The 17494-nt window shown below is 58.4% G+C and carries 12 protein-coding genes and 1 pseudogene; 8 read left to right on the forward strand and 5 right to left on the reverse strand.

Features of this window, described 5'->3' with window-relative positions; all coding sequences use genetic code 11:
* The first annotated feature begins 96 nt into the window (after positions 1-96).
* Positions 97-1023: a LysR substrate-binding domain-containing protein gene (locus ACGLHR_RS05915; protein WP_400092613.1), complete on the forward strand. Its 927-nt coding sequence runs from the start codon at positions 97-99 to the stop codon at positions 1021-1023.
* Here the strand turns inward: ACGLHR_RS05915 and ACGLHR_RS05920 are convergent.
* A complete protein-coding gene (locus ACGLHR_RS05920) occupies positions 1020-1592 on the reverse strand; it encodes an L-threonylcarbamoyladenylate synthase (RefSeq protein ID WP_400092614.1) in 573 nt (190 codons plus the stop codon). The genes ACGLHR_RS05915 and ACGLHR_RS05920 overlap by 4 nt on opposite strands.
* Complete coding sequence (locus tag ACGLHR_RS05925) at positions 1589-2551, reverse strand: LysR family transcriptional regulator (RefSeq protein ID WP_400092616.1); 963 nt, start codon at positions 2549-2551, stop codon at positions 1589-1591. The genes ACGLHR_RS05920 and ACGLHR_RS05925 overlap by 4 nt, the downstream gene beginning before the upstream one ends.
* Before the next feature lie 133 nt (positions 2552-2684).
* On the opposite strand from ACGLHR_RS05925, the gene ACGLHR_RS05930 reads away from it, so the two are divergent.
* The 4 genes from ACGLHR_RS05930 (at position 2685) to ACGLHR_RS05945 (ending at position 7774) form a co-directional block, all read left to right on the forward strand.
* Positions 2685-3617: an NAD(P)-dependent oxidoreductase gene (locus tag ACGLHR_RS05930; RefSeq protein WP_400092617.1), complete on the forward strand. Its 933-nt coding sequence runs from the start codon at positions 2685-2687 to the stop codon at positions 3615-3617.
* Positions 3618-3642: 25 nt separating this feature from the next.
* Positions 3643-5169, forward strand: a complete 1527-nt coding sequence (locus ACGLHR_RS05935) for an aldehyde dehydrogenase family protein (protein ID WP_400092618.1) — start codon at positions 3643-3645, stop codon at positions 5167-5169.
* 79 nt (positions 5170-5248) lie between these two features.
* Positions 5249-6598 (forward strand): DUF3100 domain-containing protein, encoded by a 1350-nt coding sequence (locus tag ACGLHR_RS05940; RefSeq protein WP_400092619.1) that lies wholly within the window; start codon positions 5249-5251, stop codon positions 6596-6598.
* A gap of 3 nt (positions 6599-6601) precedes the next feature.
* Positions 6602-7774, forward strand: a complete 1173-nt coding sequence (locus ACGLHR_RS05945) for a M20 aminoacylase family protein (RefSeq protein ID WP_400092620.1) — start codon at positions 6602-6604, stop codon at positions 7772-7774.
* 332 nt (positions 7775-8106) lie between these two features.
* Here ACGLHR_RS05945 and ACGLHR_RS05950 read toward each other — a convergent pair whose 3' ends face one another.
* Positions 8107-10998, reverse strand: coding sequence for a TM0106 family RecB-like putative nuclease (locus ACGLHR_RS05950; protein ID WP_400092621.1), 2892 nt, complete (start codon positions 10996-10998; stop codon positions 8107-8109).
* Positions 10999-11707: 709 nt separating this feature from the next.
* On the opposite strand from ACGLHR_RS05950, the gene ACGLHR_RS05955 reads away from it, so the two are divergent.
* Entirely contained in the window at positions 11708-13129 is a 1422-nt protein-coding gene (locus ACGLHR_RS05955; RefSeq protein ID WP_400092622.1) for a pyridoxal phosphate-dependent decarboxylase family protein, read from the forward strand.
* A gap of 140 nt (positions 13130-13269) precedes the next feature.
* Positions 13270-14256, forward strand: coding sequence for an ion channel (locus ACGLHR_RS05960; RefSeq protein ID WP_400092623.1), 987 nt, complete (start codon positions 13270-13272; stop codon positions 14254-14256).
* Between the two features lie 1034 nt (positions 14257-15290).
* Here ACGLHR_RS05960 and ACGLHR_RS05965 read toward each other — a convergent pair.
* Positions 15291-15527: pseudogene (locus tag ACGLHR_RS05965) on the reverse strand (SDR family oxidoreductase); the annotation flags it as partial.
* A gap of 24 nt (positions 15528-15551) precedes the next feature.
* Here ACGLHR_RS05965 and ACGLHR_RS05970 point away from each other — a divergent pair.
* Entirely contained in the window at positions 15552-16010 is a 459-nt protein-coding gene (locus tag ACGLHR_RS05970) for an alpha/beta hydrolase (protein WP_400092624.1), read from the forward strand.
* A gap of 227 nt (positions 16011-16237) precedes the next feature.
* Here ACGLHR_RS05970 and ACGLHR_RS05975 read toward each other — a convergent pair whose 3' ends face one another.
* Positions 16238-17293: an SGNH/GDSL hydrolase family protein gene (locus ACGLHR_RS05975; RefSeq protein ID WP_400092626.1), complete on the reverse strand. Its 1056-nt coding sequence runs from the start codon at positions 17291-17293 to the stop codon at positions 16238-16240.
* Between the last annotated feature and the right edge of the window lie 201 nt (positions 17294-17494).

Consider the following 17494-nt stretch of genomic DNA (forward strand, 5'->3'; position numbering starts at 1 on the left):
ATGCCTCCATCCTAGGAACAACATTCGTATAGGTCTATTGATGTATTCTTACGATATGCATTAGCAAAACTGTTTATTTGGGTATACCCTCCCCTTATGGAAATCAGTCGACTGCGCGCCTTGCGCGAACTCTCAACACGCCAGACCATGGCTGCCGTGGCTGATGCGCTCTTTTTGACACCCTCGGCCGTCTCACAGCAGATCGCGCAGTTGGAGGAGGAAGCAGGGATCAAGCTGACCGAGCGGCAAGGCCGGGGAGTCAGGCTAACGACCGCGGGCGAAGTACTGGTGGCTCATGTCGAGCGTTTGCTAGGCGTGCTCGAGGAGGCCAAGTCGGATTTGGCCCAGTTGAAGAGGGAGATTGCTGGCAAGATCCGCGTTGCGGCGTTTCCGACCGTTGCCGCAGCGTTGTTGCCACATGTGATCAAGACACTGGGTGTGTCCTACCCCTTCCTCGAGATAGTGCTTGAGGAAATGGAACCTGCGGACGGGTTAGCCGCGCTCGGCTCATGGCGGGCCGACATCGCATTTGTCGATGACCTGACTTTCCGGTTGCGGCGAGAGGATAAGACCGTCGAGCAGGTTCCTCTCCTGGAAGATGTACTGTACGCGTTACTGCCGTGCGGTCACCGGTACGCGGATCGCGCGACGGTGTCGATGGGAGAGTTGAAGAACGAGGCATGGGCCCTGGATTCAGCGTCGAGCTTCTACGCCGAATTCATCGTCAACCTCTGCCGGCGCGCGGGTTACGAACCGCGAATCAATGCAGAGTGCCGCGGATTCGAGATCCTCGGCGCCATGGTCGCCGCCGGCTGCTCCGTTTCCGTGATTCCGGGTCTCAGGCTATCCCATACCCCCTCTGACGTGCGAGCGGTCAAGCTTCGCCCAGAAATGAAGCGACGTATTTCGGTCGCCTATCGCCGAGGCGAACGAAAACATCCTGCAGTGCAGGTATTCGTTTCCCAGTTGCTGGCGAGCGCCAAAGAGCTCGCGCTTCGACCCGTGCCGCAACTCCCGGCTTAGGCGCGCATCACCTGCCCGGTGATCGCATCCCGAATGACGGTCGGCCGATTCAGTGTGCCGACTGGCGCATCCAGCACGCCGTCTAGCGCGCGGCCAAAGTATCGCTTCAGTTGCTCAGTGTTGACTGCAGGAGGCTCGCCGCTGGGATTGGCGCTCGTCGAGACAAGCGCGCCGCCGAATGCCCGACAAAGTGCCATTGCGGGCGGATGAGCTGTCACGCGCACCGCGATCCCACCTCGCGTTCCACTCACCCACGAGGGCACATGCTCGCTGCGCGGGAACACCCACGTGTGCGGGCCCGGCCAGGTTTCTGTGACTTCACGGAGGCGCCCCTCGGATATCCCCCTCAAGTCGAGAAATCCCGCAATTTGCCCAAAGTCCGCCGCTATCAGCAGCAGTCCTTGACTGACGGATCGAACCTTGAGATGACAGATTCGTCGAACGGCAGCTTCATTGCATGGGTCACAACCGAGTCCCATGACCGCCTCCGTCGGGTAGCCAACCACGCCACCGGTGCGCAGCACCTCTGCCAGGAACTCAACGGTTGCGTTGCTGCAACATGCCGTCATGCCTTGCCACCCCTTCTCGGCTTCGCGTCCCGGAAAGCACGCATCGTGGATACGAGCTGTAGCAAGAGCTGATTCGACGCGATCGGCAACTGCCTGCCGAGACGCGTGACGATATGCGCCTCCGCGCTCGCCAGGATCCGGTTATTGATGGGAATTGCCACCAGATCGCCTGCGTCGACTTCCTGTGTGACGGCGAAGGCAGGAAGCAACCCGACGCCAAGCCCTGCCTTCACGAAGTGTTTGACCACCGAAATGGAGTCGGTCGTTAGCTTCGGAACGAGGCGCAGGTGCTCCAATTGACTCGCAAGTTCGATGGCTTGGCGCGTGCCGTAGGACCCGTGCATCATCGCCAAATCATGGCCTGCAATGTCCCGCAAGACTGGCTCGCGCTTTAACGCAACTAGCGGGTGATCGGGCTTGGCGATCAGGCACATCGGTTGGCGAATTGCTGCTCGAGAACGAATGTTTGAGCTCACGGGCGGGTTGTAGACCAAGCCGATATGTGCCTGATCCTCCGCCACACGCCTTAAGACCTCGTTAGTACCGGCCAAACTCAGACTGACGGTGAGATGCGGGTGTTTTTTCCAGAACGCCTGCAAGGGTTCCGCCATCAGGTCGCCAACAAAGCCCTCCCCGAGGACAAGGTCGATATGCCCGCGCACAAGGCCTGCGACCTCGCCAAGCTTGTTGAGTACGTCCTCCTTATGAGACGTATGCTGCCTGTAGTACTCCACTAGCATCTGACCGGCCTCTGTGGGCTTGACCCCGCGCCCCAGCCGCTCGAGCAGTGGCATTGACAGTTCAGTTTCCAATTGCGCTATCTGCCGGCTCACCACCGACGGATTCATGTCCAGCTTGTCTGCCGCGGCGCGAATGGAACCGGATGCAACCGCTTCGTAAAGATACCGGACGCGTCGATCCTCAAGGGAGGACGCCATCTCCGGACTAGGGCGCGCCATTGCGACTCCTGTGTGTTGACTGGAAAGCAACACAATTCTACCGCTCATGCCATTGCTAGCCAATCCGTGCAGTGCAATTCTTCGCTTACGGCAGAGCTGCCACGCGATTCATCGACGGGGTCCGAACAGGGCCATGCCGCTCGCCAGAACAGCAACTAGTCATCCACCCGAAGGAAATCGAATGAACACCATTGGCGTAATCGGATTGGGCAACATGGGGCGTGGCATGGCCCTATCCTTGCAGCGTGGCGGCTTCTCCGTCGTGGGCACGGACGCTTCGGCGGCCACGCGCGACGCGCTGGCCAAGGAAGGTGTCCCGGTCAAGGAGACCGTCAAGGAGGTGCTGGCGTTGTCGGACGCGCTCGTCCTCTCACTGCCGACAGCAGCGATCGTCGCCGAAGTCGTGGCTGGCCCAGATGGCCTGATCAGCCATGCAAAGCCTGGCGTGCTCGTGATCGACACCTCGACCTCGCATCCAGACACCACGCGCCGGCTAGCCGCGCAGCTTGCAGCGGTTGGCATGAGCATGATGGACGCGCCAGTCAGCGGCGGCCCCAAGGGCGCTATCTCCGGGACCATGGCCATGGTCATTGGTGCCTCCGACGAGGACCTTGCTAGAGCTATGCCCGTGCTGGAGGCAATGAGCGCCAAGCGCGTCCATGTAGGGGGCGTCGGTGCAGGTCATGTCGCAAAGATCGCCAACAACCTCTTCACCGCCTCCCACCTGATCGTGGCTGCCGAGGTCACGCGGATGGCTGCCAAGGCCGGCGTGCCCGTCGAGCGCCTGCTGCAAGGGATCAACGCCGGCTCCGGCCGAAGCTTCGTTACCGAACATAGCTTCCCGACGTGGATCATGAACGGCAAATTCGATTCGGGCTTCACCATGAAGCTGATGCGCAAGGACGTGCGCCTTTCGCAGGAACTGATCGGCGCACTCGACCTGGATCTTCCCCTGTCCGGCAAGGTCGCCGAGCTGTGGTCCAAGAGCAGTGAGACCATCCAAGACGATGAGGACTTTAATCGCATCGTTGAACTTGGCACGCGTCCCCAGCCCGCAAAGGCTTGAGCACTTCTAATAGGAGATCCTCACCATGAAGAACAACCTCACCGAACAACTGCTCGCGTCCTTTGGCGTCTTCTTTCCCCACGGCATCATCGGCTCCTATGTGAACGGCGAAATCCTGCAGGGCGAAGGCGAAGAGATCCCGCTGGTCAACCCTTCGACCGGCGAGACCTTCCTCAGCTACAAGGACGCCGGCAGCGCAGTCGTCAGCAAGGCGGTCGACGCGGCAGTCGCGGGCCAACGTGCCTGGGCAGCCGTCAGCCATGCGGAGCGCGGCCGCATCATGCAGGAGATCGGCCGTTTGCTACGGGCCAACCTCGAGCCGCTGGCGCAACTCGAATCGCTCTCTGCCGGCAAGCCCATCCGCGACTGCCGGGGCGAAGCGCTGCGCGTCGCAGAGATGTTCGAGTACTACGGGGGCTGGACCGACAAGGTCTACGGCAACGTCATCCCTGTGCCGAGCGGCCACCTCAACTTCACACGCCGGGAGCCATGTGGCGTGGTCCTCCAGATCACGCCCTGGAACGCACCATTGAATACCTGTGGCTGGCAGATCGCACCGGCGATCTGCATGGGCAACGCCGTGTTGCTCAAGCCCTCCGAGCTCACCCCGCTGAGTTCGTTGGCCGTGGCCCTGCTGGCCGAGCAAGCAGGCCTACCCAAGGGCGTCATCAACATCCTCGCCGGCTACGGCCATACGACGGGGCAAGCGGCCCTGATGAGCCGCGCGACCAAGAAGGTGGTATTCGTGGGTTCCGTGCCCACCGGCAGCAAGATCGCCGCGGCCGCGGCGCAGCGCGGGATCCCTTGCCTGCTCGAGCTCGGTGGAAAGTCTGCCAATATCGTCTTCGAGGATGCAAACCTGGAGCGCGCTGCAATTGGCGCGCAGGCGGCGATTTTCGGCAACGCGGGCCAAAGCTGCGTGGCAGGCTCACGTCTGCTGGTACAACGCAGCATCTACGATAAGTTCGTGCAAATGGTGGCCGACGGCGCCCGCCAGCTTCGTGTCGGCGAGCCCACTGCACCGGAAACCGAGGTTGGGCCTGTTCAGAATGCCAAGCAGTTCAATCACGTCCTCAACATGATCCAAACCGGCGTGAAGGAAGGAGCAACGGTGGTGGAAGGAAGCAATGGCGAGGCATCGGGTCCCGGCTACTTCGTGCGCCCAACGGTGCTCAAGAACGTCACCAACGACATGACGGTGGCGCAGACCGAGATCTTCGGCCCAGTGGTCGTCGCCATTCCTTTCGATACGGAAGAAGACGCCATCCGCATCGCCAACGACAGCGACTTCGGCCTGGCCGGTGCGGTTTGGACGAGCGACATCGGCCGCGCCTACCGCGTGGCGTCCCAAGTCAAGGCTGGCACCTTCTGGGTGAATATGTACAAAGTCATCAACGTGGCCTCGCCCTTCGGCGGCTATGACGCTAGCGGCTATGGACGGTCCAGCGGCATCGAAGCGCTGCACGAGTACACCCAGGTGAAGAGCATTTGGGTTGAGACCGCCGTCAACCCGAACCAGCCGTTCGGCTACGCGCCGAGCCTGGACAGCTAAGGAGGTGGCGCGCGCGGCCGCGCCGGCCGCCACAACACCACGCGCCCGCGCGCCCTAACCCCACCCGGAGGATTCCACCATGTCCACTCATTCGTTGTCTGCCGCCACATCCGCGAGTACTACTGGCGACAAGGCCAGGCTCTTCTTCTTCGCATTCGTTCTGGTCGTCGTCGCCGAGTTCATCGGCAACGTCAGCGTCCCGCTCGGCCCGGCCAAGATCGTTCTACTTCCCTTACTCTGGGCATTGCTGATGGGCGGGGCCTGGGGCCTAGCCAGCAAGCGGCTCCCCCCAGGTGTCGCAGTGAGCACGGAACTCCAGCGTGTCGCTGCAACGATCCTTCAGCCGGCACTGCTCTTGTTCATTGCCAAACTGGCACTGCTGGTGGGAGGCTCGCTCCCCAAGATCGCAGCCTCCGGTTTCGGCCTGGTCTTCCAGGAGTTCGGCCACTTCTTCGGCACGATGGTGTTCGGACTGCCGATTGCGCTGCTCCTGGGCATCAAGCGCCAGGCCATCGGAGCGACGTTTTCCGTAGGGCGCGAACCAAGCCTGGCGATCATCGGAGAGAAGTTCGGCATGCAGTCTCCCGAGGGCCAGGGAGTACTGGCCGAGTACTTGACGGGCACGGTCTTCGGCGCGGTGTTCATCGCCGTGGTGGCGGGCCTGATCGCCAGCCTCAACATCTTCAACCCCCTTGCCCTGGCCATGGGCGCCGGTGTCGGCTCCGGCAGCATGATGGCTGCCGCCGCCGGCTCGATCGCCGCCCAGCAGACGCCGGAGGTGGCCAAGGACGTCGCGACATTTGCGGCTGCCAGCAATCTAATCACGACGACGATTGGCACTTACTTCACCCTCTTCCTTTCCCTTCCCTTCACCATCTGGGCCTACGGTCGGCTGGAACCCCTGATCGGGCGCACGACCAGCGCCACCATTGAGTCGTCGCCCGCGCTGTCAGCGGACGTCCATGATCCCGCGCCGAGCCTGGGCATGCCAGGTCTGGTCCTCACCTGGGTGCTTGTGGCGGCCTTTGCCCTGTGCGGCAACTGGATTACCTACAAGACATCCCCCGTTGACCCTCTGGTGCTGGGCGGCATTGCCATCATCGTGGCGGTTGTGATCGTGGGCTACGCGCTCTACCGCTTGACTGGAGCGCGTCTGCCGGCCGTGGTCTGGGTGTCTCTTGTGGGTATGGTCCTGACGTTCCCCAGCTTCCCAGGCGCCGCGCACATCGCGGAGATGACGGGCAAGATCAATTTCCTGGCGCTATCCACCCCCATCCTCGCTTTCGCGGGACTCTCCATCGCCAAGGACGTTCCGGCATTCCGCAGGCTGGGCTGGCGCATTGTCGTCGTGTCCTTCGCGGCCAATTTTGGCACTTTTGTTGGCGCTGCGCTGATCGCACAGTTCTTTATGCATAAGCCGGTGATCTGAGCCATGTCCGATTTCACCCCTAACCTCGACCCTGACGTCGTCAACGCGATGTTTGCTTGGCGGCGCGACCTGCACGCTCACCCTGAACTGGCATTCGAAGAGCATCGCACGGCTGACCTAGTCGCCCGGGAACTGGCCAGCATGGGCATTGACGTGTATCGCGGCCTGGGCCGCACCGGCGTCGTCGGTACCATCACGACAGGAGAGGGTCCTAGTATTGGTTTGCGCGCCGATATGGATGCGCTGCCAGTGCAGGAACTCGGCATGGTTGCCCACGCCTCGACCCACAAGGGCATCATGCACGCATGCGGACACGACGGGCACACGGCCATGTTGCTTGGCGCCGCTCGTCATTTGGCCAAAGATCGGGATTTCAAAGGCACCATTCACTTCATCTTTCAGCCTGCCGAGGAGAACGAAGGCGGCGGTCGTGAGATGGTTGAGGATGGACTCTTCGAACGCTTTCCGTGTGATGCGGTCTATGGAATGCATAACTGGCCTGGGCTGCCGGCGGGGGAATTTGCCATCAACCACGGTCCAATGATGGCCGCACTCGACACGTTCGAGATCACAGTGCAAGGTCGGGGCTCGCATGCCGCTATGCCTGAGCGAGGGGTCGACCCGTTCATAAGCGTCGCACAGATCGTTCTAGGCCTGCAGACTATTCCAAGCCGGCTCGTGAGCGCCCTGGATACCATCGTGGTAAGTGTGACGCAGATTCATGGCGGGGACACCTGGAACGTGATCCCCGACAGCGTTCTGATCCGCGGCACCGTACGCTGCTTCGATGCCAAGGTACAGGACCGCGCAGAAGAAGCACTCAGGTCCATGGCAACAACACTGGCCGCGGCTCAGGGAGCCACTGCAAACGTTGAGTATTCGAGACGCTACCCAGCAACCGTGAACAGTTCGCAAGAGGCAGACAATGCAATCACGGCTGCGAAGGCTACCCGCGGGAGCCAGGGAGTACGTGTTGGCATCCCCCCTTCGATGGCGTCCGAGGATTTCGCATTCATGCTGCAGGCCCTACCCGGCGCCTACATCTGGTTGGGAGCTGATGGTCGCCAGCCAAGTGCTCCGCTGCATAACCCCCACTATGACTTCAACGACGAAACGCTTGTGGTGGGGGCGGCCTATTGGGTCTCGCTTGCGAATTATCTGTTGCCGGTTCTTTGAATCAGTTCATACCCCTCTCAGCGAGGGGGCGAAATATGCAGCATTGCTCCTCGCCTCTGGGGACGTTCGCTCAACTGCCACGAGCGTCCGCACCGATGAGCGGGCCTCCGGGCTCGGCCTGCGGAAGGTCCGGTAAGCGCCCATAAGCGGTCATCCAAGGCGGGGACGGTCATCGTCTCTTCATCGGCCATTGCGGACCATCGCGCATTCTCGCGGATTGCGGTTGAATGACTCCTTCGTGGACGAGTGGGCGTGCTGTTGTTATCGGCCAAAGGACATTTCACTCCGGCTCAAAATAGCGGCGGCCGGTCGCCGGTCGTCTCGTCCGATTTCTACGACGCTCCCTTTGGAGAGTCTTGGCGCTGTTTCCGCAGCGCCTGCCGCTCCCACGTTTGTTTTCGACTTGGATGCCTCCATTGGACACCAGGCGCGTAGACTTCCACTTTTGGGGCGGGTGTTCCATTGGGCTTGGTCAGAGCGTACGCATCGATATCGATCTCACGAGAAAGCAGAAATCTCAGGAAGTCGACTCGCTTGAACTCACATGTGACGTATATGCTTAATAGGACCAAGTAATGATGGAGCCCTGCTTCCCCGTATCTGCCATCGACCAATGCTCGATATTTTGCGAAGCGTTTCACAGCGTGTTCCGCATTGTTGTTGTTCCAAGGCACGTCGTCGTGATCCAGGAACGTGAACAATTTGTTCCGATACTTGAGCATCCTTCTTCGATACCCTTCGGCCAATTCGGACCGTCCACACTGCTGCTTCGAAAGGGACTCGTAGAACACATCTACATCGCGTTGATGTTTGCGAAGATTACGACGTCTGAGACCGTAACGATCTACTGTCGCAATGATGGTCCTCAGCAGTACACCGAGCTGCGATCCGATTTCCTTCAACTCCTCGTCCCAAGGACTGCTCAGGAGAGCGTTGTTGAAGTCCCTCAACAAGTGAATCAAACATTTTTGTTGTTCGCAATCAATCGAGTCGTAGGCAGCATAGAAATCGGAAACTAATACCCCACGGAAATCCTTGAGCAGTTCGGACAAAAAACCTCCCTCCCTTGATTTCCGATAAATAAAGACGACCTCCTCAAGACTGGCGAATACCCAAACGTAACCCTTTCCTACACGCGCAAGATGAACATCCGTTTCGTCGGCGTGGATCAAGTGCCCGGCAACCATCCTCTTCAAGAGGAGCTCGTATGTGGGTTCGTAGTAGTGAGCCAGGGCGGCCTTCCATGACCAAATATCAGGCGTATAAAGGGGCAACCCATAGCAGTCGTATAATGTTTCAGCGATTCCTCCGAACGTCATCCGATGCGCAACGTGCATATACATGGCCCAACTCTTGAGTGAGTGGCAGTGTTCTTCCAAGGTAAGATATTCCTGCGGTAAGAATTCAGTGCCGCATAAACCACACTGATGCCAGGAGGTCGTATAACGCGTGACACGCCTCCTTACTCCACTGGGCGAGAATACAAGGTCGTATGCCAAGCGAGATAACCGGCCGTCCGGTTTAATCCCCAGGTCGGATCCTCCACACGATGGACATTCTAGACAAACGATTTTCACTGTCCGGTTTACCGGCAATCGATTTTTGCCCCTCTTTCTTGCGCTCCTCTGTAATTCCATTCTGCGCTTACGGGCTGTGTTAGTTCGGATAAATACCTTATCCTGTTGGTAGTCAAAGTATGCCCGTTCATTGACAAAATCAAAATCTTTGATTACGAAGTTAACTTCGCGCCAATCAGGCCGCCTAAATTGCGGATCAATCTGTTCGACGAGCGAGACTTGATATCCGTCAACGCTCTCCACCGTCTGCCCTCCTAGCGTCTGCGTCGACGAAGGACACAGGGCATACAGAAACTGCGTCACCTTCTGTAACGCAACACAATCGTCGAAGTTGTATGTGATGAGTTTTTTCTTGAGAATTTTTGATCGCATCTCCTCCCACTGTCTCCGCCACACGATGCTCTGAATCCCTGACGCGTCGGGTTCGTTCCATTCGTACCGTAGATATCTACCTACGTCTTTCAGACTGTTAGAATAAGTGGGAAAGTAGATGTGTGCGCGAATGATCGACAGCACATTTACTGAGCGCGCTAGGATGCTCTTTACAAGTTCCTCTCGTCCCGATGATTTCATCATGCGACGCAGGAATGCTGTATCGTAGCCGCCGTAGGAGTATAGGCGGAAGTCCTCGTGCACTGACACAACATCGAGGAATCGCTGAAATATCAGGGGTTCCTCGGCACTGCTGTCTGCCCAAAATGAGTATTTTTTATTAATATCTCCCGCTTCGACGATCATTCCAACCAAATAGTCGAACCCCCTTTCTGGGTCGCCCTCGACGTCAAAAAAAATCCGAACTGTGCTGTTCGGCAGTTCAGGCGAACCTAGGACGTAAATCTTCTTATCCCGGATTGCCAAGGCTTGCAAGGCATGCTGGTGGGGCTGATCCTGTTGTTTCCGTTGAGGGACGCGCTTCTTTGGCCGGAATGTGCAGGATAGCTGGGTGACCGTGAAGATTCCCCTGCGGTTATACTTACTCACCTCATTCTCGCTCATGCCTCTCAATAAGCTAATGTCGTCCTTGGATAATGCCTCAGATTGGCATCGCTTGCGAAACTCGCAAATCTGGCAATGCGGGTTTAATCTTAATGTTGGTTTATTTTCCGTTTCTCGCATCTCCCTTATTTGATTTAACATACGCTGAGCCTGTGAGATGCCTCGGCCCAGCTTTACCTTATGGATTTCACAGTCCCGCCCATAAATTAATATGCCCCATTGAGGTTCCTTCCCCTGAACCGTGGCCAAAAATAAGGCGAGCACTTCAAGCAGGGCCTTTTGCTCCTTGCCAGGTCGCTTTCCCTCGTAAACCACGATAGGAATATAGTGAAAATCGCCGAGTCGCGATGATCCGTTCGATCGCCGTAGACCGTCAAAACGAATTTTCAGTTGATCTTCTTCATAAGTCATATCGAGCAGTAGGGGCACTCCGCGCCTCAACACTTCAAACGTGACGACGATGCCTTGCAGAAAATCCCGTTGTTCGTGAACCAACTTGGCCGCGGCGTCTTTCCGCATTCGATCTCTTGACTCCCTAAGCAGGAGATCGTAATCCGACGCGACACCCCGTTCTCCCGACAGTTGCAAGCTGCCTTTGTACCGGCACGTCAGATAGCTTTCAATAATCTCCGTCGTAATCTTCGCAGGCATTGCATCATCTCTTGTGCCACCCCGAGCCGGTCAGGAACGCATCACGCAAGCGTGGTAGCAACCCGGCGAAATTTGCGTCACGCAATTATCCTATTAATTTATATGAAAGAAATGCTCGTCGATTATCATGGTGAAGACCTGCGTCTAGATTAATTTCGCCTATTAATAGCTATTCTAGTGGCCGGTGGATTTTAAGCAAGCCGTAAAATGGGATTTTCCATAGAGTCGCGCGTAGACTTACAACGACGTCCAAAGTCTGAAGTGGCTCACCAACAACGAGAAAGGTGCCGTGTTGGCGCCTTCGCGACTGCCGACCTGAATGAACATCATTGAATGTGCGCGAGGTGCTGCCGGCTCGCGTAGACTGACCCGATAGGTTAGTCCGCAGTGGCCCTAAAAAACCTCTGCAGCAATACGCGTTCCCGTTGCCGGGAGGCGGACATTCGGAAAAGGTTGAAGCGGCTTTCGTCGAAAGTCCGCTAAGGCCGATGAAGCGACGGTCGCGGAAGCTGCCTTGAATGGCAGCTCCTCGGCCCCTTTGCGGACGGTCGCGAGAGGATGCCGGTAATTCGCCAATGTCCGCTACTTTGAGGACCAAGCATCTACTAGCGCTGTCGGCCAGTGCCGGTCGTTCGCCGGGTCAAAGATTGCCTAAAACTTGTGCCCTACAGCGTCTATAAATGAAGAACTTCGCTCACAAGGGGCCGTCATGCAAGACGAGTATCGCGCAGCATTCGAGCAGGCTTACGGCTTTGCCTTGGCATTCCATGACTCCCGCGGGCACCGAAGCCCGGCAGCGACTGTCAGCTTCGACGAATTGTGGGAGGCGCTGTACGTACCGACGCCGGATGATGGCATGGCAGCCCCCGACGTTATCAAGCAACTGGCCGCAGGCGTAGACGCCGGACTCATGGGGACTGCAGGACCTCGGTTCTTTGCCAAGGTCATAGGTGGCTCTCATCCGGTCGGAGTTGCGGTCGACTGGATGACAAGTATGTGGGGGCAAAACAGTGGCAGCTACCTCGCGTCTCCCGCAAGTGCCGTCACCGAGCAAATCGCCGCAGCATGGCTGCTCGATTTACTATCGCTTCCCACGAACTGCTCGATCGGATTCACGACTGGAGCGACGATGGCAAGTTTCGTTTGCCTCGCCGCAGCGAGAGGCAAGGTATTGGGACAGGCTGGCTGGAACGCAGATGCGGAGGGCTTGTTCGGCGCGCCACCCGTCAACGTATGCGTCGGCAACGATGCGCACGCAGCGATCTTTGCCGCGTTGCGTTATCTCGGACTCGGCCACGATCGTGTCCTTCGAATCCCGACAGATGATGCGGGCCGCATGGAGGTCGCCGCCCTGTCCAGTGCGTTGGCGTCTTGCTACGGGCCGCTGATCGTGATTGCGCAAGCCGGCCAAATCAACACAGGTGCATTCGACCCGTTCGATGAGATTGCGGACATCGTTCATCGCTATGGTGGATGGCTTCACGTCGATGGTGCGTTTGGCTTGTGGGCGCGAGCGTGCCCAACGTTAATGCATTTGACCGCAGGCATCGAGAAAGCGGACTCTTGGGCGACTGACGGGCACAAGTGGCTTCAAACGCCCTACGATTGTGGTTATGCCATCGTCCGGGACGCCGATGCCCATAGGCACGCGATGGCGTACGAAGCAAGCTATCTGCCGGCAGCAGGCGGTGAATGCCGGGAGCCCTTTCACTACGTGCCAGAACTTTCAAGGCGCGCGCGTGGCTTCGCGACCTGGGCGCTTATCCGTGCGCTCGGTCGGAGTGGCATCGCAGATATGATCGAACAGCACTGTCTTCTCGCCCGGCGTATGGCAGAGCGACTCACATCCGAAGCTGGCGTGGAGATCCTCAATCAAGTGGAACTGAACCAGTTTGTCGTGCAGTTCGGCACCGGGGAGCCGCCTGAGCGTCGAGATCAATTGACGAGGGCCACCATCGAAAGAATCCAGATTGCGGGGACATGCTACGTTGCCGGGGCCACATGGCACGACCGTCTGGTGATGCGCTTCTCCGTGATTTCCTGGGCGACGACCGAAGAGGATATCGATCGATCTGCCGATTCGATCGTGGCGGCCTGGCGACAAGTTAATACTGGCATAGCCCTCTGCTGATCGGAGCAGTGATAGCGCTTTTCCGAATAGTTGTCACCCCGATAGCATCGGGAAGCACCGCCGAAAACTATTGCGACGCGGAAGGATCGCCGGACCGATTTGCGCGGTAAGTACAACAACGTCATAAGGGGATGCTAGCGATGAAGATGCTATCGCGTGAATGGTGGCGGTCCGTTTCGCACCCGATCATTTGCTTCTTAGCGGATGCCGTGCCATATGCAAAAGTTGCCCTGATGGTAGCGGTATTAGGCGGTCCTTGGGCGTACGGCGTTTACGGTGCGAAGGCGTTGCCAGTGATAGGCTTCGGCATCGTATACGGTTGCTCTTTCAGCTCTCAGGGGAGAAAGGGAAGCATCTTTGGGATCATCGCCGTCCTTTACCTGGGTCCAGTTCTGGTACTCATGACCCCGATAGTCAAGACCACACATTTATCGTGGCTCTTTTCTGGGGTGAGCGGAATTCTTTCCGCGATGCTGTACGAGGCAGCCCGCGCCGTTGCCGAGTTAGATCAGAAGTCATGGTTTCGTGCGGGGTGGCGACGGCGTATTAAAAATGCCTATCGTACTCGTGGCTGGCAACTCAGCGCAATTCCAGCATTATACGTCGCTGGTTTTTTTCAAGCGCTACCGGAGTCAATGCAAACGAAGAACGCATTCTTTTTATCCTTCGGCGCGTTCGTGCTTGGTCAGTTTGCAGGTGCCTTTCTAACCTTGTTTCTACCTCTGGACCTCAGGCCAGCGGTCCTGTTTTACCGCGCCATGCGTGCGGGGCTGATCAGTTTCGCGCTTGGTTATGGACTGACCATAGTCCTCTTCGCGGGGTTTTACGCAGCTCTGTACCAATTTGATCACTCGTACTTTAGGGTCGCTGGAAGTGATCGCTTGAACATTGGAATCTGGGATTTCACCTATTTTTCACTAACCACGATAACGACTATCGGCCTCAGTGACATCAAACCAGACGTTGGCTCTTTCTGGCCTCAGGCGCTTGCGTCGGCAGAAATCCTCGTCGGGGTATTCTGGGTCGTGGTCTATTTTGCAGTGGCAATGGCACTACTCCAAGCCTATGTCAGGGACCTTGTAGATAAGCTAGGACACGCAGCCTCAGCGCAGGGACCGGACGCGTAAGCGACTGAATCTCTAATTTTATCTGGGCAACCGAGTTGCCCACTGGGAGGCGGTCCTGAAGTCGCGGCCTCGCTGGTTTCGACAGCCCCGACGCGACTTAAAGTACAAGAGCCGGGGCATCAAGCTAGGTCAGGGGTGCTTCCCAGTGGAGGTATCGCTGCGACTGGCATCGAGAATCGTTGCCAATTGGAACGGCGGTGGCTCAATGGATTTCGGGTGACCGCCTTGGCCGATGAGCCGCCATCCAGCCTCCGCTCGCGGAACGGCCGGTGAGGGGTGGCTAGCGGTCATCCAGTTCGAGGTTGGCGATCGTCGCTTCATCGGCCAAAAGCTGCCGTTCGCCCGCTGCCAATCGCGACCGGTCCGCAATGTCTGCTTCTGCCACGGGTCTGCCAGCAATTACGCTGTCACGCCACACTATCGCGCACGCGCTCTTCCAATCTGCTCGTCTGCCATACTCTGCGACTCCTCAAAGATCGCATAACAGATGCGCGCCCCGTCGAGGCCGAAGCTCACCCTGCGGTAGGCTGCCTGCCGCACCCTCTTCGCGGCAGTGGCTCTACGTTCTTCTTTCTTGTAAGGGTTCTGTTGCGGGGGGGGGATGCGACGGGATGCCTCAGGCTGGCACGCGTCCGATGGGCTATGTGGGTCTGCAGCGTGGCTTTAGCGAATGCCGCGTTTCATAATCGTTACACAAGCCATCTATCATCCGAGTCGGACCGAATATTCAATCACATGTCACCACGGCGTTTTCACACAGCCTCCGGCCGAAGCAGACAAGTGCGGGGGTATTCATCGTCCTTGGCGTCACGCGCTGCAATCCCCTTTGCTTCCTGGAACTCGCCGCCAATCTGGTCACTACTTCCCGTAATCAGCCACTTTGCATAATCGGCCAAATCCGCTGGTCGGCAACTGGCCGTTGCTAGCCGCGAGTATGTGCCACGGCCTAACTTGATAAACACCGCCCGCAACGCGCGATATATCCAGGGGCGAGACTGCGCTACCGGTGACGCCAGCGCGTCTCGCCCCATCGTTCATTGCATGTGCTGTCCTCCGTTGATGGCGATATTGGACCCGGTCACGTAGGCCGCATCCTCCGAGCACAAATAGGCGACCAAGGCTGCCACCTCCTCCGGCTTGCCGAGGCGGCCGACCGGAATCTGAGGCAGGATCTTCGTGTCCATGATCTCCTGCGGCACGGCAGTAACCATTTTGTTAGCCAAGTAGCCAGGCGAGATGGTGTTTACCGTCACCCCCTTCCTTGCGACTTTCGAAGGGGCATCGGAACGCTGCTGATGGACTTACTTTCGCCGCAGGAAGACAGGCTGCCGGCCGCCCGCTTCGACATCGATCTACTCGCTGCACGCCTGGTGCGAGCGACAGAGTGGGTAGCGGCGCGGCAAGGCACACCGCTGCGCTTGGGCTACTTCGGTGCCAGCACCGGCGCGGCCGCAGCGATCGGTGCCGCGACCGCGTCACCGATCCAGATCTACGCGATCGTTTCGCGAGGCGGCAGACCCGACCTGGCCGGCGCCAAGGTCCTCGCAACGTTGCTTGCGCCCGCCTTGCTGATTGTTGGCGAGCTCGATACCAACGTCATCAAACCGAATCAGTCGGCCTTCGCCCTTCTCACATGTCAGAAGGAAATGGTGACCGTGCCCGGTGCCACCCATTTGTTCGAGGAGCCGGGCACGCTGGAGGCAGTAGCGCTGCTCGCGGCACAGTGGTTCCAGCGCTATCTTGGCAACGGATGAGGCTACTTCGGCTTCGCGGCAGGCGAACGTGACATCTCGCTGAATGGCTCTATGTGGGGTAGCCACCAGGCCTGCTACCTCTTCCTTCGCTGCGCCATACCCTGTATGGGGCGCATCCGGGTCGCGAATCTCTTTCGAGCGGCTTATCCACAGCCGTCGGCTGCGCCGACGGCGCTCCATCCCTGGTCAGAATTCAGTCGGCGCCGATGGTCAGAATCGCCAACAGGTCACTTGCTCGCGGCCTGTACCGCCTGTTCAACGAGGGTCGCAAACAGAGCGTGCAAATGCGTCGTCGGGTGGACATCATCCGCAAACATATAGGTTTGGTCCGCATCGGGTACCGTATAAGTCTTTGGCGAACAGAACAGGGCACTGATCTCGATCTCTTTCGCGAGCAGTTGCAGATTGCACCCGGTACCGGTGTTGCTGATCAGGAAGCCATTCGCCTTGAAATTGGTGAGGACGGTATTGATGAAGGTGAACTGATCGATATTGACCACCAGGTTCTGGATGCCCGCCGCCTGCAGCGCGCTCGTCAAGGTTGAATTGAATGTCAGTGACAGCCCGGTCAGCAATGCCCCGCCGTCAGCGCTGCCAAAGCCAAAGGGCGTAGCGCCGATATTCCCGACGTTCGACACGACCACGTGCTTGGCCCCGCCTTGCAGGATCTGCCCGACGATAGTTGCCAATTGCTGCGCGGCAAGGCTCACCGCCTGCTCCGCTTGCGCTCTTGATTCGCTACCGGCTGCAGTGAGCTGCGCGTGAATCAGGATGTCGCTTCCGCCGCCCTGGACAAGCACAAGCTGGCCAGCGTTGAAGCTCGTGTGTGCGGCGAGGTAGTTCTGTACCTGCTTTGCAATCGGGACGGTAGTCGCGCCAAGCCCATTGGCCTGAAAATGGATGCCATTCGGATCCGTCACACGCGCGCCGCCTTGTGCATAGCCAAGACCCTCCGGATGTGCAGTGAGCGGAAATCCGTAGCCACCGGTAAAAGCGGCTGTCAGCGTGCCACCAAAGAAATTCGCGACATCCTGCGTCCACACCTGGCCGGGGTTGGTAGTGAAGCGCCCCCCGCCTACTACCTGCGCTACCGGCGCGTACGTGCCTACATCAGACACGCTGTCGCCGAACGACACCACTTGGAAGCTCACGCTGGTCGCGGGTGGTGGATTGCTCGCAGGCTTGTTGTCGTTCCCAAAATTGCAGGCAGCGAGCATCGCCACCACTACGCCCAAGATGCCGAACCGTAGCGAGCGGACGACGCTATGAAGTGGCGTGTTCATGGACTGACCTCCATGTGCGAATGAAATCCAGATCGAAATCGGGGACGATCTCGAAAAGCTGCAACACCTGATCCAGCGTCTGGTGGTGCAGGCCGGTCCCCGGCTACGATATCGTTTCAAACGCCGCAGGCGCTGCGCTCACGCGGGGGCGAAAGGCTGCTTCAGCTCTGATTGTTGAAAGTTAGCTTAGATTATGGCCAC

The sequence above is a fragment of the Cupriavidus sp. CuC1 genome (assembly GCF_044627735.1).
Lineage (GTDB): Bacteria > Pseudomonadota > Gammaproteobacteria > Burkholderiales > Burkholderiaceae > Cupriavidus > Cupriavidus ulmosensis.